Raw genomic sequence first — 25,053 nt, 5'->3', positions numbered from 1 at the left:
CGCCCCGTCCGGACCGCCGCTCACGCGTTGCTCTCCTCGCGGACCTTGTCCAGCGCCCGCTGGAGGTCTTCGGGGTAGCCGGCCTCGAACTCCACCCACCGGCCGTCCGCGGGGTGCTCGAAGCCGAGCCGCACCGCGTGCAGCCACTGGCGGGTGAGGCCGAGACGCTTGGCGAGCGTGGGGTCCGCGCCGTAGGTCAGGTCGCCGACACAGGGGTGGCGGTGGGCGGACATGTGGACGCGGATCTGGTGGGTGCGCCCGGTCTCCAGCTTGATGTCGAGCAGGGAGGCGGCACGGAACGCCTCGACCAGGTCGTAGTGCGTGACCGAGGGCTTGCCCTCGGCGGTGACGGCCCACTTGTAGTCGTGGTTCGGGTGGCGTCCGATGGGCGCGTCGATGGTGCCGCTGGTCGGGTCCGGGTGGCCCTGCACGAGCGCGTGGTAGCGCTTGTCGACCGTGCGCTCCTTGAACTGGCGCTTGAGCGAGGTGTACGCGTACTCCGACTTGGCGACCGTCATCAGGCCGGAGGTGCCCACGTCCAGGCGGTGGACGATGCCCTGGCGCTCGGCGGCGCCGGAGGTCGAGATGCGGTAGCCGGCGGCCGCGAGGCCGCCGATGACGGTGGGGCCGGACCAGCCGGGACTGGGGTGCGCGGCCACGCCGACGGGCTTGACGATCACGAGAACGTCGTCGTCGTCGTGGACGATCTCCATGCCCTCGACGGGCTCGGCGACGATCTGGACGGGCGCGGGGGCCCCGGGCATCTCGACCTCGAGCCAGGCGCCGCCGTGCACGCGCTCGGACTTGCCGACCACCGAGCCGTCGACCGTGACCTTCCCCGCCGCGGCGAGTTCTGCGGCCTTGGTACGGGAGAAGCCCAGCATGCGGGAGATGGCGGCGTCGACGCGCTCGCCCTCAAGGCCGTCGGGCACGGGCAGGGTGCGGATCTCGGGAACGGTGCTCACCCGTCGAGTATGCCGGACGGCTCGGACACCGCCGGACCACTGCCCGAACGCCAGTACCCGGCCGGGGCCGTCCCGAGGGCGTCGTACGGACCGTGAGACGGTCCGGCCGACGCCCTCGGGACGGGTCTCAGTCCTTGTGGACCGTGCCGTCCGGGTCCAGGCCCCGGAAGGACAGCAGCACGATCAGGATGCCGCCGCAGACGATCGCCGAGTCGGCGAGGTTGAAGACGGCGAAGTGCTTGGGTGCGATGAAGTCCACGACCGCGCCCTCGAAGACGCCGGGCGAGCGGAAGACCCGGTCGGTCAGGTTGCCGAGCGCACCGCCCAGCAGCAGGCCGAGCGCGATGGCCCACGGCACGCTGTAGAGCTTGCGGGCGAGCCGCGCGATGACGACGATCACCGCCGCCGCGATCACCGTGAAGATGATCGTGAAGGCCTGGCCGAAGCCGAAGGCGGCGCCCGCGTTGCGGATCGCCTCGAACTTCAGCCAGTCCCCGAGGATGTCGATCGAGTCGTGGTGCTCCAGCTTCGCCACCACGATCATCTTGCTGACGAGATCGAGGGCGTACGCCAGTACGGCCACCGTGAAGAGCACGGCGATCCTGCGCTTGCCCCTGGGCCGCTCGGCCGGGGCCGGCGCGTCGGCGCCGGCCCGGTCGCCGGACGCCGCGTTCCCGCCGGACTGCTCCGGTTCGGCCCCCGCCGCCCCCGAAATGTCCGGCGTACCGATGATGCGCTCCGCCTCTGCCACGTGAGTGAGTCCCTCGACCTAGGTTCCTGACTGAGGACGAGGGTACGTCACACGCTCGCGGGCCCAGGTGCTCAGGATCACTCCCGGCCGCGAGGCGGTCGCGCTCCCGTGCGGCGCCCGGGGTTCAGTGCCTGCGTTCCTGCTTCTGCTTGCACTCGACGCACAGGGTGGCGCGCGGAAAGGCCTGCATACGGGCCTTCCCGATGGGGTTGCCGCAGTTCTCGCAGAGCCCGTAGGTGCCCGCGTCGAGGCGGTCCAGGGCGTGCTCGGTCTGTTCCAGCGTTTCGCGCGCGTTCGAGTTGAGCGCCATCTCGTGCTCGCGGGTGATGTTCTTCGTACCGGTGTCCGCCTGGTCGTCGCCCGCGCCGTCGCCGGAGTCCCGCATCAGGCCCGCGAGAGCCTCCTCGGACGAAGAGATCTCGGTACGCAGCCGCAGCGCCTCCGACTGGAGCTCAGCGCGGGCCGCCCCGACCTCCTCCGGTGTCCAGGGGTCCTCTCCCGGCCGCACCGCGAGCTCTCCGGGCTCCACCGCGGCGATCCTCGCCTTCGGTACCGCGGTGGCCTTCTTCGCGGCCGTGGCCGCGCCACGGGTCTTCTTCGCAACCACCGTCGTGGCTCCCGTCGTCTTCGCGGCCTCGGCCGCGCCCTGGGCCGCCGAAGCGGCGGTCTTCCTGGCCGTACCGGTGCTCTTCCTCGCCGTGCCCGTGCTCTTCTTCGCCGCGGAGGCCGCGGAGGCCGCCGATTTCCCGGACGCCGACTTTCCCGCCGTCGCCGCCTTCCTCGCCGTGGTCTTCCCGCCGGCCGTCTTCTTGGCCGCGGCCTTGGTGGACGCGGTCCCCGAGGAGGCCGCCTTCGTCCCGGCCGTCTTCGCGGAGGCCGCCCGCGCGTTCTTCTTCCCGCCCGGGTCCTTGGCCGCCGCACTCGTGGATCTGCCCGACGCCGACTGCTGTACGGCGGTCTTCTTCGCCACCATGGCCGCGGCCCCTTCACATATTGTGATCTTGCTCGCGAATCGTGCTGGGACGATAAATCGACTTCCGGCCCGCGGCAACGGGGCCTGCCCACGATTCGCCCGCCACGCGAGCCCCGCGCGGCGAGTCTGCCTGCGTTGTGCCCAGCTCCCCGCCGGGTAATCCGCCGGGACCGGCGTCCCGGGATCCGGACGCCCTCACCTCGCCATTCGGGTCACCGCGCGGGCCACGGCGGTGACCGGGAAAACCGGTCGGCCGCCGTCCCCGGGGCGCCGTACACTGGGCGCAGCGAGAAGCGTGGATGGGGACGAGTAGCGGCGTACGCGGCCAGGAGCGACCCGGGGACGGTGGAAGCCCGGGGGCGAGCGCGACGCGAAGATCACCCCGGAGCCGCCGGAAGAACACCCCTGAGGGGCCAGTAGACCCGGCATCGCGACCCCAATGAGGGGGCTCACCGACACGAACGGCGCGTCGGAGGGCCAAGGAGGGTGGTACCGCGGGAGCGCGCCGCACACGGCGTCCGTAGCAACACGGCTCTCGTCCCTCCGACGGAAGGCAGAAAGTCCGTTGGAGGAAGCTCGCCGATGACAGCGCCGACGTACCGCCAGGTGCCCGCCCAGGTCGACCTGCCCGCCCTCGAGCACGCCGTGCTCGACTTCTGGCGTGAGCAGAAGATCTTCGCCAAGAGCCTCGAGCAGTCCGAGGGCCGGCCGGAGTGGGTGTTCTACGAAGGTCCGCCCACCGCCAATGGCATGCCGGGCGCCCACCACATCGAAGCGCGCGTCTTCAAGGACGTCTTCCCGCGCTTCCGCACCATGCGCGGCTATCACGTGGCCCGCAAGGCCGGCTGGGACTGCCACGGCCTGCCGGTCGAGCTGGCGGTCGAGAAGGAGCTCGGCTTCACCGGCAAGCAGGACATCGAGGCGTTCGGCATCGCCGAGTTCAACGACCGGTGCCGCGAGTCCGTGACCCGTCACACCGACGCGTTCACCGAGCTGACGAACCGCATGGGCTACTGGGTCGACCTCGACGACGCCTACCGGACCATGGACCCCGAGTACATCGAGTCCGTGTGGTGGTCGCTCAAGGAGATCTTCAACAAGGGCCTGCTGGTCCAGGACTACCGCGTGGCGCCCTGGTGCCCGCGCGACGAGACGGGCCTGTCGGACCACGAGCTGGCCCAGGGCTACGAGACGATCGTCGACCCCTCCGTGTACGTCCGTTTCCCGCTCACCTCCGGTCCGCTGGCCGGCCGTGCCTCGCTCCTGGTGTGGACGACCACCCCGTGGACGCTGGTGTCCAACACCGCGGTCGCCACCCACCCGGGTGTCACCTATGTCGTCGTGACGAACGGCGAGGAGCAGCTCGTCGTGGCGCAGCCGCTCGTGGAGAAGGCGCTCGGCGAGGGCTGGGAGGCCACGGGCGAGTCCTTCACGGGTGCCGAGATGGAGCGCTGGACGTATCAACGTCCGTTCGAGCTCGTCGAGTTCCCCGAGCCCGCCCATTTCGTGGTCAACGCCGAGTACGTGACGACCGAGGACGGTACGGGTCTGGTCCACCAGTCCCCCGCCTTCGGCGAGGACGACCTCAAGGTCTGCCGCTCGTACGGCCTCCCGGTCGTGAACCCGGTCCGCACCGACGGCACCTTCCAGGAGGACGTCCCGCTCGTCGGCGGCATCTTCTTCAAGAAGGCGGACGAAAAGCTCACCGAGGACCTCCAGAGCCGCGGCCTGCTCTTCAAGCACGTCCCGTACGAGCACAGTTACCCGCACTGCTGGCGCTGCCACACCGCGCTCCTGTACTACGCGCAGCCCTCCTGGTACATCCGCACCACGGCCGTCAAGGACCGTCTCCTGGAGGAGAACGAGGGGACCAACTGGTTCCCGGAGTCCGTCAAGCACGGCCGCTTCGGCGACTGGCTGAACAACAACATCGACTGGGCGCTCTCGCGCAGCCGTTACTGGGGCACCCCGCTGCCGCTGTGGACCTGCGAGGAGGGCCACCTCACCTGTGTCGGCTCGCGCGCGGAACTGTCCGAGCTGACCGGCACCGACCAGTCGGAACTCGACCCGCACCGCCCGTACATCGACGCGGTGACCTTCCCGTGCCCGCAAGGCGGCTGCGGCCTGACGGCGACCCGCGTCCCCGAGGTCATCGACGCCTGGTACGACTCGGGTTCGATGCCGTTCGCGCAGTGGGGCTACCCGTACAAGAACAAGGAGATCTTCGAGAGCCGCTACCCGGCGCAGTTCATCTCCGAGGCCATCGACCAGACGCGCGGCTGGTTCTACACGCTGATGGCGGTCGGCACCCTGGTCTTCGACAAGTCCTCGTACGAGAACGTCGTGTGCCTCGGCCACATCCTCGCCGAGGACGGCCGCAAGATGTCCAAGCACCTGGGCAACATCCTCCAGCCGATCCCGCTGATGGACCAGCACGGCGCCGACGCCGTGCGGTGGTTCATGGCGGCCGGCGGCTCCCCGTGGTCGGCCCGGCGCGTGGGCCACGGCACCATCCAGGAGGTCGTCCGCAAGACGCTCCTCACCTACTGGAACACCGTCGCCTTCCAGGCGCTGTACGCCCGCACCAGCGACTGGGCACCCAGCGAGGCCGATCCGGCCCCGGCGGACCGTCCGGTCCTGGACCGCTGGCTGCTCTCCGAACTCCACGCGCTCACCGACCAGGTGACGCAGGCTCTGGAGGCGTACGACACCCAGCGGGCCGGAAAGCTCCTGTCGGCGTTCGTCGACGACCTCTCGAACTGGTACGTCCGCCGCTCCCGCCGCCGCTTCTGGCAGGGCGACAAGGCCGCGCTGCGCACACTGCACGAGGTCGTGGAGACCGTCACGCGGCTGATGGCCCCGCTGACGCCGTTCATCACCGAGCGGGTCTGGCAGGACCTGGTCGTCCCGGTCTCCCCGGACGCCCCCGAGTCCGTGCACCTGTCGACCTGGCCCGAGGCGGACCTGTCCGCCATCGACCCCGAGCTGTCGCGCCAGATGGTGCTCGTGCGCCGTCTCGTCGAGCTCGGCCGGGCCACGCGCGCGGAGTCGGGCGTCAAGACCCGTCAGCCGCTGTCCCGCGCGCTGATCGCCGCGACCGGCTTCGGGACCCTCGACCCCGAACTGCACGCGCAGATCACCGAGGAGCTGAATGTGAGTTCGCTCGCCTCACTCTCCGAGGTCGGCGGCTCACTGGTCGACACCACCGCGAAGGCGAACTTCCGCGCTCTGGGCAAGCGCTTCGGCAAGGGCGTCCAGGATGTGGCGAAGGCCATCGCCGGGACCGATGCCGCCGCCCTGTCCCTCGCCCTGCGCGAGGGCAACGCGTCGGTCGAGGTCGGCGGCGAGACCGTGACCCTGGCCCCGGACGAGGTCATCATCACAGAGACCCCCCGCGAGGGCTGGTCGGTGGCCTCCGACTCCGGCGCGACCGTCGCGCTCGACCTGGAGATCACCGAGGAGCTGCGGCAGGCGGGCCTCGCCCGTGACGCGATCCGGCTGATCCAGGAGGCCCGCAAGAACAGCGGCCTCGATGTCGCCGACCGCATCGCGCTCCGCTGGACCTCCACGGACCCGGCGGTCGTCGCGGCGCTCGGCGAGCACGCCGGTCTCATCGCCGACGAGGTCCTCGCCACGGACTTCGCGCAGGGAGAGGCCGACGACACCTACGGGGAGCCGTTCACCGACGAGGGCCTGTCCCTGGTGTTCCACCTCCGCAAGGCGTGACGAGGACGCCACACCCGTAGCGAAGGCCCGGGGTCACCAGGACATCCTGGTGACCCCGGGCCTTCGGCGTAACGGCCCGCCTCCCGCGTCCCGACCCCGGGCCCTCGGTGTAACACGCCGCAGTACCGGGGGCCGTGAGCAGTCCGTACAGGGCGTCCGGGCCCCGCGGGCCGTGATGGACCCGCGCACCCGTACCAGCGCCTCCTGGCCCCCGCACAAGCCTTTGACGGGCACGCAAAAGGGCGGGGCCCCCGGATCTCTCCGGGGGCCCCGCCCTGAATGCTGCCGACGCCTAAGGCGTTCCGGTGGCCGTCAGTTGTCGTCCTCGTCGATGAGGAACCCGCGCATCGGCGAGGGCGCCTGCTGCATCGGCGACGGGCCCTGGGGCCGCACCGGAGCCATCGGCTGGGTCATCGCGGGCGACATCTGCTGCTGCCCGCCGTAGGACGGTCCACCCTGCGACGGCCCGCCCATGCCCGGGTTGCCGCCGTAGGACGGCGCACCGGCACCCGCGGGAGCCATCGACGGCGCGGAGGCCGCCGGCAGGGACGCGGCGGCCGGGGTGCGCGGCGGAGCGAGCGAGTCGTCCGCCTGCGTCTCCAGCTGGCGCAGCTGCGACTCCAGGTAGGACTTCAGACGCGTGCGGTACTCGCGCTCGAAGCCGCGCAGGTCCTCGACCTTGCGCTCCAGCGTGGCGCGGGCGGACTCCAGGGAGCCCATCGCGACGCGGTGCTTCTCCTGCGCGTCCCGCTCCAGGGCGTCGGCCTTGGCACGGGCGTCGCGCTCCAGACCCTCGGCGCGGCTACGGGCCTCACCGACGATCTTGTTGGCCTCGGAGCGCGCCTCGGCGATCGCCTGGTCGGCGGTCTGCTGAGCCAGCGAGAGGACACGCGCGGCGCTGTCGCCACCGGGGCCCTGCTGCGGCATCTGCTGACCGGGGCCACCCATCGGACCGCCCATGGGGCCACCCATCGGACCGCCCATGGGACCGCCCATGGGGCCACCCATCTGCTGCATCTGACCGGGGCCCTGGCCCATGGGGCCACCCATCTGCTGCATCTGACCGGGACCCTGGCCCATGGGGCCACCCATCTGCTGCATCTGACCGGGACCCTGGCCCATGGGGCCACCCATCTGCTGCATCTGACCGGGACCCTGGCCCATCGGACCCTGACCCATGGGGCCCTGACCCATCGGGCCCTGGCCCATCGGACCCTGACCCTGCGGGCCGCCCTGGCCACTGGGGCCTGCGGGCAACGCGGGAGCACCGCTCGGGAGCTGGGGCGGACCACCCATGGGGCCGCCCATGCCCTGCGGCGGACCTGATATCCCGGCGGGCACAGGACCGCCAGGCCCTCGCATACCCTGCGGCGGGCCCTGCTGGTCCTGCTGCTCGGGCGGCTTGCGCATACCCTGCTGCTGCTGGTTCTGCGCGGCCGCGCGCGTGGCGGCGGCCAGCTTGGCGCGCAGGTCCTCGTTCTCGCGGAGCAGGCGAGTCAGTTCGGCTTCGACCTCATCGAGGAAGGCATCGACCTCGTCCTCGTCATAGCCTTCTCGGAGGCGGACGGTCGTGAACTGTTTGTTCCGCACGTCCTCGGGGGTCAACGGCATCTCTTCACCTCAACGTAGTCGTCGGCATTCGGCAAGACCGTATCGTTCACATCGCTCACATCACGCTCTGCGCAAGTCTGATCAAGATGAAAACGATGATCATCAGCACGAAGAAGGACAGGTCAAGCGCCACGCCCCCGAGACGCAGCGGCGGAATGAACCGCCGCAGAAGCTTGAGCGGTGGATCGGTGACAGTGTAGGTGGCCTCCAGAACGACCACCATCGGCTTGCCGGGTTGCCATGAGCGGGCGAACTGGAAGACGTAGTCCATGACCAACCGGAAAATCAGCACGATGAGGAAGCACATCAGCGCGATGTAGAAGACCTGCCCGACCACGCTCATGATCCGTGCTTCCCTCTCCCCTGTTTTCCATGCGGTGTTCCCGGTCCTGCGTCTCAGCTCTGGTTGAAGAACCCGCCCTCTGCGATGCGGGCCTTGTCCTCCGCCGTGACATCGACGTTAGCAGGCGACAACAGGAACACCTTCTGCGTCACCCGCTCGATGCTGCCGTGGAGACCGAACACCAAACCGGCGGCGAAGTCGACAAGTCGCTTGGCGTCAGTATCGTCCATCTCCGTCAGGTTCATGATCACCGGGGTGCCCTCGCGGAAGTGTTCCCCGATGGTACGGGCCTCGTTGTAGGTCCGGGGGTGCAGCGTGGTGATCCGGTACGGCTCTCGTTCCGACACGACCTTGGGCATGATCACCGGGGCGTTCTTCTCCAGGCTCTGACGTTCTTGTGTGATGGACGCCACGGGGGCGATGCGCGCCGGACGCCCGGACTCCGAGGCGAGCGAGGCGGAATGCGGCACCGGGTCACGAGGCGCCGAGGGCTGCACCACTCGTACCGGTTCGTCCCTTTGGGACAAGTGCGCCTGATGTGACTGGTGCGGCGGCTCATGCCGTCGCCGGTCCCGCTCGGGCTCCGGGTCGAGCTCGGGCTCGAAGTCGTCGTCGGGGTCGAATCCTCTGCCGTCGTACCCATCGTCCTCCACGAGGCCGAGGTAGACCGCCATCTTGCGCATCGCGCCGGCCATGCTCTGAGTCCTCCGCTCTGTGGTGGATCGGCTGACGAATTGCCAAGTGCCCGCGATCCACGAGGTCGTTATGCCCGCATTTGGCGGTAATGACCATATTTTCTGCTGTGGTCCGACTTCTTGGCGACGTTACCGGAGGCCGGGTCGGACGCCGAGTACCGCAGTACCGACGCGTACATGTGTCGCTCCGGCCGCCACGGCCTGTTCGAGATCCGAGCTCATCCCTGCCGAGACCATGTTCGCAGCCGGATGGGTCCGGCGCAGGACAGTCGACAAATCCATCAGCCGCTCGAACGCCTGTTGTTGACGTCCCGCGTACGCGCCGGTGAGCGGAGCGACGGTCATCAGCCCGTCGAACCGGAGACCCGGGGACTGCGCGACGAGGTCGGCCAACTCCTCCACCCCGCCGACCCCCACGCCTCCCCGCTCGCCCCGGCCGCTCTCCTGCGCGTCCAGCGCGACCTGGACGAGGCATCCCACTTCGCGTTCCGCCAGCACCGCTTCCTTCGAGAGGGCCGTGACAAGCCGGGAACGGTCGACGGACTGCACGAAATCCGCGTAACCGACCACAGAACGCACCTTGTTGGTCTGCAATTGACCGACAAAATGCCACAACAGGGGCAGGTCCGAGCACTCCGCCTTCTTGGGCGCAGCGTCCTGGTCCCGGTTCTCGGCCACGTGACGCACACCGAGTTCCGACAGGATCCGCACATCACCGGCGGGATAGGTCTTGGTGACCACGATCAGGGTCACCTCTTCACGCTCGCGCCCGGCAGCCGTGCACGCCGCCGCGATGCGCTCTTCCACTTTCGCCAGGTTCGCGGCGAGTTGCGCCTTACGGTCCGTCATGCCCCATCAGTCCAGCCAGACATAACCCGCGAGCCGCCCGGTGGTGCGGTCCCGTCGGTACGAGAAGTGGTCCCTTGATTCGAGCGTGCACACCGGCGACTGCTCGCGGTCGTGCACTCCGAGCCGTTCGAGCTGCGCGTGCACCCCGGCGGTCACGTCGACCGCGGGAGTCCCCCACCCGGTCTCGGAGTACGCCGCGGGTTCCACGGCGGCGACCTCGGCGCGCATCGCGTCCGGCACCTCGTAGCACCGCCCGCAGACGGCGGGGCCGGTGCGGGCGACGATCCTGGCCGGGTCGGCGCCGAGTTCCACCATGGTCCGTACGGCCGCGGGAACCACCCCGGCGACCATGCCGGGCCGTCCCGCGTGCGCGGCGGCCGCCACACCGGCGACGGGGTCGGCCAGCAGGACGGGCGTGCAGTCGGCGGTGAGGACGGCGAGCGCGAGCCCTCGCCGCGCCGTGACGATCGCGTCGACGGCGGGGATCTCCGAGGCGCCCCAGGGCTCCTCGACGACCGCCACGTCCGGCCCGTGCACCTGGTTCATCCAGACGACCCGGGCCGCGTCGAGCCCGAGCGCCTTGGCGGCCAGTTCCCGGTTGGCGCGTACGGCGTCGGGGTCGTCGCCGACCGCCCCGCCGAGGTTGAGCTCCTCGTACGGAACGGCGCTCACCCCGCCCCACCTGTCGGTGAAGGCGAAGTGGGCGCCGCTCACGGTGCTCGCAGCGGAGCGCTGTCCTATCACTTCAGGAAGTCCGGCACGTCCAGTTCCTCGGCCGCGCTGTCCGAGTAGGAGCGGGACGGCGGGACCGGCGGGGACACCGGCAGCTCGCTGACCGGCTCCGGGGCGGGCTCCGGAGCGGGCTCCTTGGGCGTGACGCTGCCGAGCGACCCGAAGGACGGACGGCTCTCGGCGGGACGCGACGGGACGGGGTCGTCGCGTCGGGTCGCGGCCGAGCCGAGGACGTTCTCCCGCTTGGCCGGCGGCTGCCCGCCGTCGAAGCCGGCGGCGATGACGGTGACCCGCACCTCGTCGCCGAGGGCGTCGTCGATGACCGCACCGAAGATGATGTTGGCTTCGGGGTGCGCCGCCTCGCTGACCAGCTGGGCCGCTTCGTTGATCTCGAACAGGCCGAGGTCGGAGCCGCCGGAGATGGACAGCAGGACGCCGCGGGCGCCGTCGATGGAGGCTTCCAGCAGCGGCGAGGAGATGGCCATCTCGGCCGCCGCCACCGCGCGGTCGTCGCCGCGGGCGGAGCCGATGCCCATGAGAGCCGAACCCGCCTCGGACATCACGGACTTGACGTCGGCGAAGTCGAGGTTGATCAGACCGGGCGTGGTGATCAGGTCGGTGATGCCCTGGACGCCGGAGAGCAGGACCTGGTCCGCCGACTTGAAGGCGTCGAGGACGGAGACCTGGCGGTCCGAGATGGACAGCAGCCGGTCGTTCGGGATGACGATGAGGGTGTCGACCTCTTCGCGGAGTTCCGCGATGCCGTCCTCGGCCTGGTTGGCGCGGCGCCGGCCCTCGAAGGTGAACGGGCGGGTGACCACGCCGATGGTGAGGGCGCCCAGCGAGCGGGCGATGTTGGCCACGACGGGCGCGCCGCCGGTACCGGTGCCGCCACCCTCGCCGGCCGTCACGAAGACCATGTCGGCCCCCTTGAGGACCTCCTCGATCTCCTCGCGGTGATCCTCGGCGGCCTTGCGGCCGACTGCCGGGTTGGCTCCGGCCCCGAGGCCGCGCGTGAGTTCCCGGCCGACGTCGAGCTTGACGTCGGCGTCGCTCATCAACAGCGCCTGCGCGTCGGTGTTGATGGCGATGAACTCGACGCCCTTGAGACCGACCTCGATCATCCGGTTGATGGCATTGACACCACCGCCGCCGACACCGATGACTTTGATGACTGCGAGGTAGTTCTGCGGTGCTGCCACGTCGAAGGCCTCTCGCCTCGAGTTACGTGTCGTCGCCTCGCACGCTCGCGATCCGACGACTGATGCCGAATGGGACGGTCCGAACGCCGACCCGAACCCTAACGCTGAAGTTTAGGGTTACCAGTGTGTCTGTTCCTTGGACTCTTCCGAACAGGACACTAAGTCGACAAGTGGCGCGCGTTCAACGAACACGCCGAACCTCCCGTTTTTCTTTTCACCCTATGTGATCAGGCTCGACACTGCCCAACCAGGGTGCTGGCCTGCATCGATGCGAGTCAACTGCCCGACGATGCGGGGGCTGTGGGGGCACTTACGTCGAAGTGCCGGGCCCCGGAATCGGCTTTCATGAGAGCAAGGAGCGTCCTGGCCTTCGCCCGGCCCTTCTCTGCGCTGCCCCACTCGACGGTCCGGCCGCCGCTCAACTCCAGTGAGACGGCGTCGTAGGAACGGACCTTGACAGTACGGGTGTCACGGGCTACTTCGTCCGGAATGTCCACCGCGATCCGCACCGCCTCGCGCACGAGCCGGTCGACGGGGAAGCGGCGCGCCGCGGCGCGCTTCGACACCGCCAGCTCCAGGACGGGCACACCCTTCGGAGCGGCGGAAACCGTGGCGAACCGGACGCCCTCGGCGTCCACTTCGACGAATTTCGCGCCTTTTCTGACCACCAGGACCGGAGTTCGTTCGGTCACTCGCAGACCGATTCCGTGCGGCCAGGACCGGACGACCTCGACCGAGTCGATCCGGGGCAATTCCCTCAGCAGCCGCGCCTCGATCGCGTCCGTGTCGACGGAGACCAGCGGAGATCCGACCGGTACACCGGCCGCCTCCCGCACCTGCGCGACGGTCAGCACCCGCGTCCCGGAGACGGACACGCGCTCCGTGCGCAGCCAGGCGGAACCGTAGAGGATCCACACCGCGGCGGCCCCGGCCAACACCACGGCGAGCAAAAGGACGATGAGCCTGCGAAGGCGGCGGAGCCGCCCCGCGAGGGGCGGCCGGGGCGGGCCGGACTCCAGCTTCTGCCGTTCACCGCGCTCGGCGGTCGTCGGTCCGGCCACGCTCCCTGCCTTCCCTCATGCGGTCCTAGCGGTGGCGCGAGGCGATCGCCTCGTACACCATGCCGACGAGCAGGTCGTCGGCGTCGCGGCGGCCGAACTCACTGGCGGCGACGGACATCTCGTACAGCTTGTGCGGGTCCGCGAGCACGGGCAGCACGTTCTGCTGCACCCACTGCGGGGTCAGCTCCGCGTCGTCGACCAGCAGTCCGCCGCCCGCCTTGACCACCGGCTGGGCGTTCAGCCGCTGTTCGCCGTTGCCGATGGGCAGCGGGACGTAGGCGGCGGGCAGTCCGACGGCGGAGAGCTCGGCGACGGTCATCGCGCCCGAGCGGCAGAGCATCATGTCGGCCGCGGCGTACGCGAGATCCATCCGGTCCACATACGATACCGGGATGTACGGGGGCATTCCCGGCATCTGCTGCACCTGCGGCAGTTCGTTCTTCGGACCCACCACGTGCAGGATCTGGATCCCGGCCTGCTGGAGGTACGGAGCCGCCTGCTGGACCACCTCGTTGAGGCGGCGGGCGCCCTGCGAGCCGCCCGACACGAGCAGCGTCGGCAGGTTCGGGTCGAGCCCGAACGCGGCGCGCGCCTCGGGCCGTACCGCTGCGCGGTCCAGGGTGGCGATGGAGCGGCGCAGCGGGATGCCGATGTAACGGGCCCCGCGGAGCTTGCTGTCGGGCGTGGAGACGGCCACCTGGGCCGCGTACCGCGATCCGATCTTGTTGGCGAGGCCGGGGCGGGCGTTGGCCTCGTGGATGATGATCGGCACGCCGAGGCGCTTGGCCGCCAGGTAGCCGGGCAGGGCCACATAGCCGCCGAAGCCGACGACCGCGTCCGCCTTGGTCCGCTCCATGATCTGCTCGACGGCCTTGATCGTGCCGCGCAGCCGTCCCGGGACGGTGATCAGTTCGGGGGTGGGCTTGCGCGGCAGCGGTACGGCCGGGATCAGCGCGAGTTCGTAGCCGCGCTCGGGTACGAGCCGGGTCTCGAGTCCGCGTTCCGTTCCCAGAGCCGTGATTCCCACGGTCGGGTCCTGCCTGCGCAGGGCATCCGCGAGGGCGAGCGCGGGCTCGATGTGGCCGGCGGTCCCCCCGCCGGCGAGTACGACATGCACCGAAATTCACCGCTCTCCGGACGAACGCGCCGCAGAGGCACGCCGTCGCATCGTGTTCCATCTCCGGGGCCCCGCGGCCCTTGCGGACTCTCTCACCGCACCCCGCTTTCTGCCAAAGCGGGGTTGCCGCATCGCGAGAGCCGCCCGCGCAGCGGGGTCCTCACGCGCGAAGGCGATCAGCAACCCGATGGCGAACATGGTCGGCAGCAGGGCGGAACCCCCGTAGGAGAACAGCGGGAGCGGGACACCGGCGATCGGCAGCAGACCGAGCACCGCACCGATGTTGATCACGGCCTGCGCCGTGATCCAGGTGGTCACGCCTCCCGCGGCATACCTCACGAAGGGGTCCTCCGTGCGTCCGGCCACGCGGATACCCGCATAGCCTAGAGCCGCGAACAGGGCGAGCACCGACAGCGTCCCCGCGAGGCCCAGTTCCTCCCCAGTGATGGCGAAGATGAAGTCGGTGTGCGCTTCGGGCAGTTGGCCCCATTTCTCCACACTGGCCCCGAGGCCGGAGCCGAAGAGTCCGCCGGAGGCGAGGGCGTAGATGCCGTGCACGGCCTGCCAGCAGGTGTCGTGCGGCCCCGGCTCGGTCGCGCCGATGCAGGCCAGCCTGGACATGCGGTTGGGGCTCGTCTTGATGAGGAGGAAGCCGATCGCCAGCGCGACGGACAGCACGCCCACGAACAGCCGGGTGGGCGCCCCGGCCAGCCACAGCAGCCCGAACAGGATGGCCGTGAGGATGATCGCCGTGCCCATGTCGCCGCCCAGCATGATCAGGCCGAGCAGCATGAAGGCGGCGGGCACGAGCGGCACCAGCATGTGCTTCCACTGGGTCAGCAGCCGCTTGTCCTGCTTGCGGGCGAGCAGATCGGCTCCCCAGAGCACGAGCGCGAGCTTGCCGAACTCGCTGGGCTGGATCTGGAACGAGCCGCCCAGCGAGATCCAGTTCTGGTTGCCGTTGACCGAGAGACCTATCCCGGGCACCTGCACCAGAACCATCATGAAGACGGCGCCCGCCAGGATCGGGTAGGCCAGCGCCCGGTGCAGTTTCACCGGCATCCGGGAGGCGGCGAACAGCAGCACACCGCCGATCAGGGCGGCCAGGAACTGCTTGCGGAAGAAGTACGACCCGGGCAGCGAGAGCTGGAGCGCCGTGATCTGCGAGGCCGAGTAGACCATCACGAGCCCCAGCACCGTGATCAGCAGGCTGCCGCCGAGGATCAGGTAGTACGCGGTCAGCGGCCGGTCCCAGGCCTTGCGGGCACGCAGGTAGAGACGGCGTACGGGGTTGTCGCGCGGCACCCCGGCGGCGGGACGGCCGGCCCGCCGCGCGGGGGGACGGCCGGTGCGGCTAGCCGGCATCGGAGTCTTTGGTCCACAGCGATGTCACGCGTGCGTCCCTCCCTGGTTCGCCCGGCCAGGCAACCGGGTCAGGCGCCGAGTTCGCGGACCGCCTCCGCGAACGCGTCACCGCGCTTGTTGTAGTTGGCGAACATGTCCATCGACGCGCAGGCCGGGGCCAGCAGCACGGTGTCCCCGGGCTCGGCGAGCCTCCTGGCCTCCTGGACAGCCGCGAGCATCGCCCCAGTGTCGGTCCGGTCGAGGTCGACGACCGGTACCTCGGGGGCGTGTCGCGCCAGGGCTTCACGGATCAGCGCGCGGTCCGCGCCGATCAGGACGACGCCCCGCAGCCGCTTCGCCGACCGGGCGACGAGTTCGTCGAAGGTCGCGCCCTTGGCGAGCCCTCCGGCGATCCACACGATCGACTCGTAGGCCGCCAAGGAGGCTTCCGCGGCATGCGTGTTGGTGGCCTTGGAGTCGTCGACGTAGGCGACCTCGTCCACATCGGCCACGTGCGCGATGCGGTGCGCGTCCGGGGTGAAGGCCCGCAGTCCGTCCCGTACGGCCCGGGGAGGCACCCCGAAGGCGCGCGCGAGGGCCGCCGCGGCAAGGGCGTTGGCGATGTTGTGCGGGGCGGGCGGAGTGACGTCGGAGATCTCCGCCAGCTCCTGGGCGTTCTTCTGCCGGTTCTCGACGAAGGCGCGATCGACCAGGATGCCGTCCACGACGCCGAGTTGGGAGGGCCCCGGGGCACCGAGGGTGAAGCCGACGGCGCGGCAGCCCTCCTCGACGTCCGCGGTGCGCACCAGGTCCTCGGTGGCCTTGTCGGCCACGTTGTAGACGCACGCGACCCGATTGCCTTCGTAGATACGGCCCTTGTCGGCGGCGTACGCCTCCATGGAGCCGTGCCAGTCGAGATGGTCGGGCGCGAGGTTCAGCACGGCCCCGGAGTGGGCGCGCAGCGAGGGCGCCCAGTGGAGCTGGTAGCTGGAGAGTTCGACCGCGAGGACGTCGTACCGCTCCTCGCCGAGGACGGCGTCGAGGAGGGAGACGCCGATGTTTCCGACCGCCGCCGTGCGCAGGCCCGCCGCCTTCAGGATGGAGGCGAGCATCTGGACGGTCGTGGTCTTGCCGTTGGTGCCGGTGACCGCGAGCCAGGGGGCCGGCTCCCTGCCGTCCAGCCCCCGCAGCCGCCAGGCGAGTTCGACGTCGCCCCAGACCGGGACACCCGCCTCGGCGGCCGCGGCGAACAGCGGCTTGTCCGGCTGCCAGCCGGGCGCGGTCACGATGAGTTCGGTGCCCTCGGGCAGGGTCGCGCCGTCACCGAGGCGCACGGTGACGCCGAGCGCCTCCAGCTCCGCGGCCTGCGCACGGGCCCGGTCGTCGTCGCCGTCGTTGACGACCGTGACGAGCGCTCCGAGGCCGTGCAGGACCTTGGCCGCCGGGATTCCCGAGACGCCGAGGCCGGCGACGGTGACGCGCTTCCCCTGCCAGTTGGTCACTTCTTGGCTGCCCATCCTGCGTAGAAGAGGCCGAGTCCGACGATCACGCAGATGCCCTGGATGATCCAGAATCGGACCACCACAAGGACTTCGGACCAGCCCTTGAGTTCGAAGTGGTGCTGGAGCGGGGCCATGCGGAAGACACGCTTCCCGGTCAGCTTGAAGGAGCCGACCTGGATGACCACCGACATGGTGATGAGGACGAACAGGCCGCCCATGATGGCCACCAGCAACTCGGTGCGGGAGAGGATGGCCAGGCCGGTGAGGACACCGCCGAGGGCGAGCGAACCCGTGTCGCCCATGAAGATCTTGGCGGGCGACGTGTTCCACCACAGGAAGCCCAGGCAGGCACCCATCAGGGCGGAGGCCACCACGGCCAGGTCGAGCGGATCGCGCACCTCGTAACAGGCGCCCGGGTTGGTCAGGGTGACCGCGTTGGCGCAGGACTCCTGGAACTGCCAGACGCCGATGAACGTGTAGGCGCCGAAGACGAGGACGGAGGCGCCGGTGGCGAGACCGTCGAGGCCGTCGGTGAGGTTCACGCCGTTCGACATCGCGAGGATCATGAACAGCGCCCAGAGCACGAACAGCACCGGGCCGATCGTCCAGCCGAAGTCGGTGATGAACGACAGCTTGGTGGAAGCCGGGGTGTTGCCTCGGTTGTCGGGGAACATCAGGGCCAGCACCGCGAAGGAGATGCCGACGATCAGCTGTCCTGCCATCTTCGCCTTGGCCCGCAGACCGAGCGAACGACGCTTGACGATCTTGATGTAGTCGTCCAGGAAGCCGACCATGCCCATGCCGAACATCAGGCCGAGGACCAGCAGACCCGAGTAGGTCGGCGGGTAGCCGGTGATGAGCTTGCTCAGGAAGTAGGCGGCGATCGTCGCCAGGATGAAGGCGATACCACCCATGGTCGGCGTACCGCGCTTGCTGGCGTGCTCGCGCGGGCCGTCGTCGCGGATGTACTGGCCGTAGCCCTTCTTGGCCAGCAGCTTGATCAGCAGCGGAGTGCCGGCCAGGGTCAGGAACAGACCGAGGACTCCCGCGAACAGGATCTGCTTCATCATCGGGCGGAAACCTCACCCTCGGTACCGTCGGCGAGCAGCGCGAGCGCCACCCGTTCCAGCCCGACGGACCTGGACGCCTTCACGAGCACGACGTCCCCTGGGCGCAGCTCGCTGCGCAACAGGTCGACAGCCGCCTGTGCGTCGGACACGTGCACCGACTCCTCACCCCACGAACCCTCGTTATATGCGCCCAGTTGCAGCCAGGACGCTTCCCTGCCCCCGACCGCGACGAGCTTGCCGACATTGAGCCGGACGGCAAGCCGTCCGACCGCGTCGTGCTCGGCGAGCGCCTCGTCCCCGAGCTCGGCCATCTGACCGAGCACCGCCCACGTACGACGTCCCTTGCCCATTGCCGCGAGCGCGCGCAGGGCGGCCCGCATGGACTCGGGGTTCGCGTTGTAGGCGTCGTTGACGACCGTCACGCCGTCCGGGCGCTCGGTGACCTCCATCCGCCAGCGGGAGAGGGAGCCCGCATCGGAGAGCGCGCGGGCGATCTCGTCTGCGGACATGCCCAGCTCATGGGCGACGGCGGCCGCGGCGAGCGCGTTCGACACGTGGTGCTCACCGTACAGGCGCATGGTCACATCACTGCACCCGGAGGGTGTGCGAAGACTGAAGGAAGGCTGTCCGCTCTCCGTGAGCCGGACGTTCTCGGCCCGTACGTCCGCTTCGTCGGACTCTCCGAAGAGGATCACGCGCGCCTTCGTGCGCGACGCCATGGCGCGGACGAGGGGATCGTCGGCGTTCAGGATCGCGGCGCCGTCCTCGGGGAGGCTCTCGACGAGCTCGCCCTTTGCTTGCGCGATCTGTTCGCGGCCGCCGAACTCGCCGATGTGGGCGGTGCCGACGTTGAGGACGAGACCGATCCTCGGCGGGGTGAGCTCCGTCAGATAACGGATGTGGCCGACGCCGCGGGCGCCCATCTCCAGCACGAGGAACTTCGTCTCCTCGGTGGCGCTGAGCGCGGTGAGCGGCAGTCCGATCTCGTTGTTGAGGGAACCGGGGGTGAAGACGGTCGGCGCCTTGCTCCGCAGCACCTGGGCGATCAGGTCCTTGGTGCTGGTCTTGCCCGCGGAGCCGGTGAGGGCCACGAGGGTCGCGCCGAGCCGTTCGACGACATGGCGGGCGAGGGCGCCGAGAGCCGTCTGCACGTCGTCGACGACGATGGCGGGCACGCCGACGGGGCGGGACGCCAGGACGGCGGCCGCGCCGGCCGCGATCACCGCCCCGGCGTAGTCGTGCCCGTCCACGCGTTCGCCGACGAAGGCGACGAAGAGGCTGCCGGACTCCACTTCACGGGAGTCTCTGACGACCGGTCCGGTGACCTGTAGCGCCGGATCCGGTATGTCGTACGTCTGCCCGCCGACGACTGCTGCGATCTCGGCGAGAGAAAGGGCGATCACAAGTTCATCCCTGGGTCTGCTGGATAGCTTCGCGAAGCACCTGGCGGTCGTCGAAGGGACGCACCACCCCGGCGATGTCCTGGCCCTGCTCGTGGCCCTTGCCCGCGACCAGCACGGTGTCTCCCGGCTTTGCGCGCGCGACGGCCGCGGCGATGGCGGCGGCCCGGTCCTCGAAGACCTGGACCTCGCCGCGCTCGTGCGCCGGCACTTCGGCGGCGCCCGCGAGCATCATGGCGAGGATCGCCAGCGGATCCTCGGAACGGGGGTTGTCGGACGTGAGGACGGCGGTGTCGGCGAGCCGGGCCACGGCCGCGCCCATCGGCTTCCGCTTGGTCTTGTCACGGTCGCCGCCGCAGCCGAGCACCACGTGCAGGCTGCCCTCGGTCACCTTGCGCAGGGCGCGCAGGACGGATTCGACGGCGTCCGTCTTGTGGGCGTAGTCGACGACGGCGAGGTACGGCTGGCCCACGTCCACGCGCTCCAGCCGGCCCGGGACCCCCGGGACGGCGGCGACGCCGTCCGCGGCGGTCTGCGGGTCGAGTCCGGCGGCCGCGAGGGCGACGATCGCGGCGAGGGCGTTGGCCACGTTGAAGGGGCCCGCGAGCGGCGAGCGGGCGGTGATCCGCTCGCCCTTGGGGCCGACCGCGGTGAATGTCGAGTCCATCGGACCGACTTCGACGTTCTCGGCGCGCCAGTCGGCGTCCGGGTAGCCCTCGGCGGAGAAGGTGACGACCGGGACGGTTGCCTCCCCGGAGAGCCGGCGACCGTACTCGTCGTCGAGGTTCACGACGCCGAGCCGGCTGCGTCTGGCCGTGAACAGCTGGGCCTTGGCCTGGAAGTAGTCCTCCATGCCCGTATGGAACTCCATGTGTTCCGGGCTGAGGTTGTTGAAGACGGCGACGTCGAAGACGCAGCCGTCGACGCGGCCGAGGACCAGCGCGTGGCTGGAGACCTCCATCGCGACCGAGTCGACCCCGCGCTCGCGCATGACGGCGAACAGCGCCTGGAGGTCGGTGGCCTCGGGCGTGGTGCGTTCCGACTTGATGCGCTCGTCGCCGATGCGCATCTCGACCGTGCCGATCAGGCCGGTGGAGTGGACCGTCTTCAGACCACCCTCGATGAGATAGGCCGTCGTGGTCTTGCCGGAGGTGCCCGTGATGCCGATCTGGAGGAGATCGCGCCCCGGGTGGCCGTAGATGGTGGCCGCCAGCTCTCCCATCGATCCGCGCGGGTTCTCGACGACGAGGACCGGCAGACCGGTGGCCGCGGCACGATCGGCGCCGGTCGGGTCGGTGAGCACGGCGACGGCGCCGAGACCGGCCGCCTGGGTCACGAAGTCGGCTCCGTGAAGACGGGCACCGGGCAGGGCGGCGTACACGTCGCCGGGCCGCACCGCCCGGGAGTCATGGGTGATGCCCGTGACCCCGGCGTCGCTCGCCGGCTTCTCGGCGCCCAGCTGATCGGCCAGCTCCGCGACGGGGATGGCGGAGACGTGAACCGGACGCGGCGGCCCCGGATATGTCACAGGGACGCCCTTCTGGGTGGTTTGGGACTGATCAGCTTGTGGCACGGCGGTGAGCGTACCGGGCTCACCCCCGGCGGGGCGAAGCGAGGGCGCGGACGGGGTGTGCGGGGAGGGCTGGTTCCCGGGGTCCGGGGTGATCGTTGTCACGAGTGGTTCCTGGTCCGTTGTGCGTGAGGGCTGATCAGGGCGTGCGGTCGGGGGCGGTCACGGCTTGAACTCCACGGGCAGACGGGCGGCGGGCGCGCCGGTGGGCGGGACCTGAAGGGTCTTGAGGGCGAACTCCATCACCTGCTTGAAGACGGGTCCGCAGATCTGGCCGCCGTAGTAGCTGCCCTTCGTGGCGTTCTGGATCGCGCAGTAGACGGTGATCCGGGGCTTGTCGGCGGGGGCGAAGCCGGCGAAGGAGGAGGTGTAGCCGTGGTACTTCCCGGTGGCCGGATCCACGCGGTTGGCCGTACCCGTCTTGCCCGCGACCCGGTACCCGGGGATGCGCGCCCTGATGCCGGTGCCCTGCTTGTCGTCCACCACGGACTCCAGCATCTGGGCGAGTGTCTTCGCCGCCTTCTCGCTCACGACCCGGGTCTTCCTCGGCTCGGCGGCGGGTGTGAAGCGGCCGTCGGGCCCCTTCGTGCCGCGCACCAGGGTCGGTTCGACGCGGACGCCGCCGTTGGCGATCGTCGAGTAGACGGAGGCCGCCTGCATCGCGTTGATCGACACTCCCTGGCCGAAAGGGATCGTGTACTGCTGCGAGGTCGACCACTTGTCGGCGGGAGCGAGGATGCCCGCCGTCTCGCCGGGGAAACCGAGCCCGGTGTGGCTGCCGATGCCGAACTTGCGCAGATACGAGTAGAGGACCTGGTTGGCCTGTTTCTGGGTCTTTCCGAGCTGGCCGGTCGCCAGGATGGTGCCGATGTTGCTGGACATGGCGAGCACGCCGTTGAGCGTGAGGTTCCAGGTCTTGTGGTCGACGTCGTCCTGGAAGAGCCGGTCGCCGCGGTGCAGCCGGTTGGGCACGACGACATGGGTCGCGGGCGTCGCCGCGTTCTCCTGGAGGACGGCGGCCATCGACATCAGCTTGGCGGTGGAGCCGGGCTCGTACGCATCCTGGAGCGCCGCGTTGCCCATGGCCGCCGCGTCGGCCTGGGTGAGGTCGTTGGGGTCGAAGCCGGGCGCGTTGGCCATGGCGAGGACCTGGCCGGTCCTCGTGTCCTGCACTATCACGTAGCCGCGGTCCGCCCCGGACTTCTTCACCTGCTCGCTGATGGCGTCCTGCGCGGCCCACTGGATGTCCCGGTCGATGGTGAGCTCCACGTCGGAACCGGCCACGGCCGGTGTCTCGGTGGAACCCACGGTCGGCACCTGGCGGCCCCCGGACTGGGCGTAGCGGATCTTGCCGTCCTTGCCGGTGAGCTCCTTGTCCAGCTGCTGCTCGATGCCGCCGCCGCCCTTGCCCTCGGCGTTGACCCAGCCCAGTATCCCGGCGGCGAGGTCGCCGTTCGGGTACACCCGCTTGCTGGCCGGTACCGCGAGGACGCCCGCGAGGACGTTGACCGTGCTCCGGTCGGTCTCGGCCTTGGTCCCGAGCGTGCTCTTCAGGTCCTTGATCTGCTGCCAGACCTGGGGGGTGCGGCGGTGCGCGAGGAGGACGTAGCGGGTGTTTTCCGTCCGCAGCTTCCTGGCGACGGTGTCGACGTCCTGGCCGATGATCGGGCCGAGGAGCGCGGCGGCCTGTTCGGGGGCGTCCCCCACCTCGGTGGCCCCGCGGGTGAACATCGTCGGGTCCGCGGTGATGTCGTACGCGTCCACGCTCGTCGCCAGCTCGACGCCGTCCCGGTCGGTGATCCCGCCGCGCTCGGCGGCCAGGGTGCGCCCGACGTAGCGGTTCTGCTCGGCCTTGGCGGCGTAGGTGCCCGCGTCCACGGCCTGCACCTGGAGCAGCCGTACGACGAACGCGATCATCACCAGCGTCAGGGCGAGGCTGACCATGCGCAGACGGGGGCGCGGACTGCCGAGCCGGATGAGACGCGGGCCGTCGGAGCGGTTCGCGGCCGGGCGGCGTACCGGGCGGGCACCCGGCCCCGGACGGTTCCGGCCGGCGGGGCGCGCGGGCCTGGCGGGGCCGGGCACCCGGCGGCGCGGCGGTTCCCTGTCGGACACTTCCGTCACCTGCCAGGGGTCGTGGGGGGCTGTGTGGACGCTCCCGCGGAGCGCTGCCGCGAGCCGGGAGCCGGTGTCGCGCCGCGCGCCGGACCCGCGGCCCGGCTCGGGGTGCGGGCCGGGGACGGGGCGAGGACCTCGGGCGGGGGAACCATCGGGGCGCGCGCGGCGGAGCCGGTGGCTCCGGGAACGCCCTTGACCTTGCCGTCGGGGCCGAGGAAGGCCGGATCGCCGCCGGGGACCATGCCGAGTTCGCGGGCGCGGCGCTGGAGGGCGTCGGGAGCCGAGTAGGCGTCCACGTCCCGCTGGAGGGCCTGTTCCTCGTCGGTCAGGCTCTTGGTCTCCTTCTGGAGGTCGTCGAGGCGGAACGCGCCTTCGCTGAGCGCCGAGTTCAGCACGAGGAGCCCGATGAGGCCGCCGCCGAGGAGAAGGACGACCAGGAGGACGAAGGGGGTGCGGGCCGCCTGCCCGGCCCCGGTCGGGAGGAGCCGCGCGAGCCGGGCGGCCCGTCCCCTGAGTTCGGGTCTGCCGCTCACGCGCCCTCCCTGTGGCTCTGGTGCGCCGCCTTCACGGCCGCTCCATGGGTCCGGTTCCCCTATTCACGAAACCACCGTGCGTCCGGTTCCCGGGCCCGGGGAACCGGCGCGGGTCCGGATGCCCGGTCCCCGCCGTCCGGCGGGTCCGGGAATCGGGCCCACGGCGTCGCGCGAGCCCGGGTTTCCGCCTCACGGCCCCTCCTTCTCCCCGCGCCTCACTCGGCGGACTCCTCGCGGATGCGCTCCGCTCCCCGCAGCCGGGCGGGAGCGGCGCGCCGGTTCTCGGCGACCTCTTCCTCGGTGGGAAGTTCGGCACCGCGGGTGAGGAGCTTGAGCCGGGGCTGGTAGCGCTCGGGGACCACCGGCAGTCCGGGCGGCGCGGTGTTGGCGGCGCCGGCCGCGAACACCTGCTTGACCAGCCGGTCCTCCAGCGAGTGGTACGACAGCACGGCGATGCGGCCGCCGACGGCGAGGGCCTTCACGGCCGCGGGAATCGCCCTCTCCAGGACACTCAGTTCGCCGTTGACCTCGATGCGCAGCGCCTGGAAGGTGCGCTTGGCGGGGTTGCCGCCGGTGCGCTTGGCCGCCTGGGGCAGCGCGTCACGGATCAGCTCGACGAGCCGCGCGCTGTTGGTGAAGGGGTCCTTCTCGCGCTCGCGCACGACCGCGGAGACGATCCGCTTGGCCTGCTTCTCCTCGCCGTACGCCCGCAGGATCCGCACCAGTTCGCCCGGCGGGTAGGTGTTGAGCACCTCGGCGGCGCTCATGCCGGTCGTCTGGTCCATGCGCATGTCGAGCGGGGCGTCCTGCGCGTACGCGAACCCCCGGTCGGCCTCGTCGAGTTGCATGGACGAGACACCGAGGTCGAACAGGACGCCCTGGACGCGCGGGATGTCCAGGCGGTCGAGCACCTCGGGCAGTTCGTCGTAGACGGCGTGCACCAGGGCGGCGCGGTCGCCGTAGGGGGCGAGCCGCTCTCCGGAGAGGCGCAGCGCCTCCTTGTCACGGTCCAGGGCGACGAGCCGCACTCCGGGGAACCGGGTGAGCAGTGCCTCGCTGTGACCGCCGAGCCCGAGCGTGCAGTCGACGACCACGGCTCCCGGCTCGGCGAGGGCCGGGGCCAGCATGTCCAGGCACCGCCGGAGCATGACCGGGACGTGTCGGCTCTGTCCCTCCGGTCGCCCGCTGTCACCCTCGTCGGGAAGCGCTTCGCGCCCTTTCATTCCGGGCCCTCTCAGGTCCGGCGCGGCCGTACGCACCGCCGGGTCCCCACCCGCTCGGGAAGGGGAGGCCTGCCGGCGCCGGATGAATGGCGTCAGCCGACCGGGAGCAGGAGGAGGCCGAGCCGTACGTACGCGCCGCGCACGCGGGGAAACTCCGGAAAGTCGCCGGGTCTCCTGGGAAAACAGTCCAACGGGGAGAGCCTCGCCTCCCGCTTCGCGTCACTTTAGTCCACGGTGTCGCGCGGTCAACCAACTGGCTTGCGCGTCG

The 25,053-nt window shown here is 70.5% G+C and carries 19 protein-coding genes and 2 pseudogenes; 1 reads left to right on the top strand and 20 read right to left on the bottom strand.

Annotation, left to right across the window (positions count from 1 at the left end):
* Positions 1–20: 20 nt before the first annotated feature.
* The 3 genes from OG780_RS30205 to OG780_RS30195 all read right to left on the bottom strand — a co-directional run bounded on the left by OG780_RS30205 (position 21) and on the right by OG780_RS30195 (position 2,689).
* Positions 21–965 carry an RluA family pseudouridine synthase gene (locus OG780_RS30205; RefSeq protein WP_328453443.1) on the bottom strand — a complete coding sequence of 315 codons (945 nt, stop codon included), beginning with the start codon at positions 963–965 and terminating at the stop codon, positions 21–23.
* 127 nt (positions 966–1,092) lie between these two features.
* A complete protein-coding gene (gene lspA, locus OG780_RS30200; RefSeq protein ID WP_328453441.1) occupies positions 1,093–1,716 on the bottom strand; it encodes a signal peptidase II in 624 nt (207 codons plus the stop codon).
* Positions 1,717–1,840: 124 nt separating this feature from the next.
* Positions 1,841–2,689, bottom strand: coding sequence for a TraR/DksA C4-type zinc finger protein (locus OG780_RS30195; protein WP_328453439.1), 849 nt, complete (start codon positions 2,687–2,689; stop codon positions 1,841–1,843).
* Positions 2,690–3,271: 582 nt separating this feature from the next.
* Between OG780_RS30195 and ileS the strand changes: the two genes are divergently transcribed.
* Entirely contained in the window at positions 3,272–6,415 is a 3,144-nt protein-coding gene (gene ileS, locus OG780_RS30190) for an isoleucine--tRNA ligase (RefSeq protein WP_328453437.1), read from the top strand.
* A 312-nt stretch (positions 6,416–6,727) separates the two neighbouring features.
* Here the strand turns inward: ileS and OG780_RS30185 are convergent.
* The 17 genes and pseudogenes from OG780_RS30185 to rsmH all read right to left on the bottom strand — a co-directional run.
* A pseudogene (locus OG780_RS30185) lies at positions 6,728–7,651 on the bottom strand (cell division protein DivIVA); the annotation flags it as partial.
* 240 nt (positions 7,652–7,891) lie between these two features.
* A pseudogene (locus OG780_RS44705) lies at positions 7,892–8,026 on the bottom strand (DivIVA domain-containing protein); the annotation flags it as partial.
* 55 nt (positions 8,027–8,081) lie between these two features.
* Positions 8,082–8,369: a YggT family protein gene (locus OG780_RS30180; protein WP_326788310.1), complete on the bottom strand. Its 288-nt coding sequence runs from the start codon at positions 8,367–8,369 to the stop codon at positions 8,082–8,084.
* A gap of 53 nt (positions 8,370–8,422) precedes the next feature.
* On the bottom strand, positions 8,423–9,064 hold the full coding sequence (sepF, locus tag OG780_RS30175; RefSeq protein WP_328453432.1) for a cell division protein SepF: 642 nt from the start codon (positions 9,062–9,064) through the stop codon (positions 8,423–8,425).
* 129 nt (positions 9,065–9,193) lie between these two features.
* Positions 9,194–9,913, bottom strand: coding sequence for a YggS family pyridoxal phosphate-dependent enzyme (locus tag OG780_RS30170; RefSeq protein WP_328453430.1), 720 nt, complete (start codon positions 9,911–9,913; stop codon positions 9,194–9,196).
* A 6-nt stretch (positions 9,914–9,919) separates the two neighbouring features.
* Entirely contained in the window at positions 9,920–10,657 is a 738-nt protein-coding gene (gene pgeF, locus OG780_RS30165) for a peptidoglycan editing factor PgeF (protein ID WP_328453428.1), read from the bottom strand.
* Positions 10,654–11,847: a cell division protein FtsZ gene (ftsZ, locus tag OG780_RS30160; protein WP_326788306.1), complete on the bottom strand. Its 1,194-nt coding sequence runs from the start codon at positions 11,845–11,847 to the stop codon at positions 10,654–10,656. Before ftsZ ends, pgeF begins: the two co-directional genes overlap by 4 nt.
* A gap of 275 nt (positions 11,848–12,122) precedes the next feature.
* Positions 12,123–12,908 (bottom strand): cell division protein FtsQ/DivIB, encoded by a 786-nt coding sequence (locus OG780_RS30155; protein WP_328453425.1) that lies wholly within the window; start codon positions 12,906–12,908, stop codon positions 12,123–12,125.
* A gap of 25 nt (positions 12,909–12,933) precedes the next feature.
* Positions 12,934–14,025 (bottom strand): undecaprenyldiphospho-muramoylpentapeptide beta-N-acetylglucosaminyltransferase, encoded by a 1,092-nt coding sequence (murG, locus tag OG780_RS30150; protein WP_328453423.1) that lies wholly within the window; start codon positions 14,023–14,025, stop codon positions 12,934–12,936.
* A 6-nt stretch (positions 14,026–14,031) separates the two neighbouring features.
* Positions 14,032–15,390, bottom strand: coding sequence for a putative lipid II flippase FtsW (gene ftsW / locus OG780_RS30145; protein ID WP_328453421.1), 1,359 nt, complete (start codon positions 15,388–15,390; stop codon positions 14,032–14,034).
* 68 nt (positions 15,391–15,458) lie between these two features.
* On the bottom strand, positions 15,459–16,886 hold the full coding sequence (murD, locus tag OG780_RS30140) for a UDP-N-acetylmuramoyl-L-alanine--D-glutamate ligase (protein ID WP_328453419.1): 1,428 nt from the start codon (positions 16,884–16,886) through the stop codon (positions 15,459–15,461).
* Positions 16,868–17,941, bottom strand: a complete 1,074-nt coding sequence (gene mraY / locus OG780_RS30135) for a phospho-N-acetylmuramoyl-pentapeptide-transferase (protein WP_328453417.1) — start codon at positions 17,939–17,941, stop codon at positions 16,868–16,870. Before mraY ends, murD begins: the two co-directional genes overlap by 19 nt.
* Entirely contained in the window at positions 17,938–19,344 is a 1,407-nt protein-coding gene (locus OG780_RS30130; RefSeq protein WP_328453415.1) for a UDP-N-acetylmuramoyl-tripeptide--D-alanyl-D-alanine ligase, read from the bottom strand. The genes mraY and OG780_RS30130 overlap by 4 nt, the downstream gene beginning before the upstream one ends.
* A 4-nt stretch (positions 19,345–19,348) precedes the next feature.
* Positions 19,349–21,016 carry a UDP-N-acetylmuramoyl-L-alanyl-D-glutamate--2,6-diaminopimelate ligase gene (locus OG780_RS30125; protein ID WP_328453413.1) on the bottom strand — a complete coding sequence of 556 codons (1,668 nt, stop codon included), beginning with the start codon at positions 21,014–21,016 and terminating at the stop codon, positions 19,349–19,351.
* 57 nt (positions 21,017–21,073) lie between these two features.
* Complete coding sequence (locus tag OG780_RS30120) at positions 21,074–23,026, bottom strand: peptidoglycan D,D-transpeptidase FtsI family protein (RefSeq protein ID WP_328453411.1); 1,953 nt, start codon at positions 23,024–23,026, stop codon at positions 21,074–21,076.
* Positions 23,027–23,031: 5 nt separating this feature from the next.
* Positions 23,032–23,562 carry an FtsB family cell division protein gene (locus tag OG780_RS30115; protein ID WP_328453409.1) on the bottom strand — a complete coding sequence of 177 codons (531 nt, stop codon included), beginning with the start codon at positions 23,560–23,562 and terminating at the stop codon, positions 23,032–23,034.
* 215 nt (positions 23,563–23,777) lie between these two features.
* Positions 23,778–24,785, bottom strand: coding sequence for a 16S rRNA (cytosine(1402)-N(4))-methyltransferase RsmH (gene rsmH, locus OG780_RS30110; RefSeq protein ID WP_328453407.1), 1,008 nt, complete (start codon positions 24,783–24,785; stop codon positions 23,778–23,780).
* Between the last annotated feature and the right edge of the window lie 268 nt (positions 24,786–25,053).

This window comes from Streptomyces sp. NBC_00386, assembly GCF_036063235.1.
GTDB lineage: Bacteria > Actinomycetota > Actinomycetes > Streptomycetales > Streptomycetaceae > Streptomyces.
The sequence above is the reverse complement of the archived record's forward strand: the minus strand, read 5'-3'. Positions and strand labels throughout refer to the sequence as shown.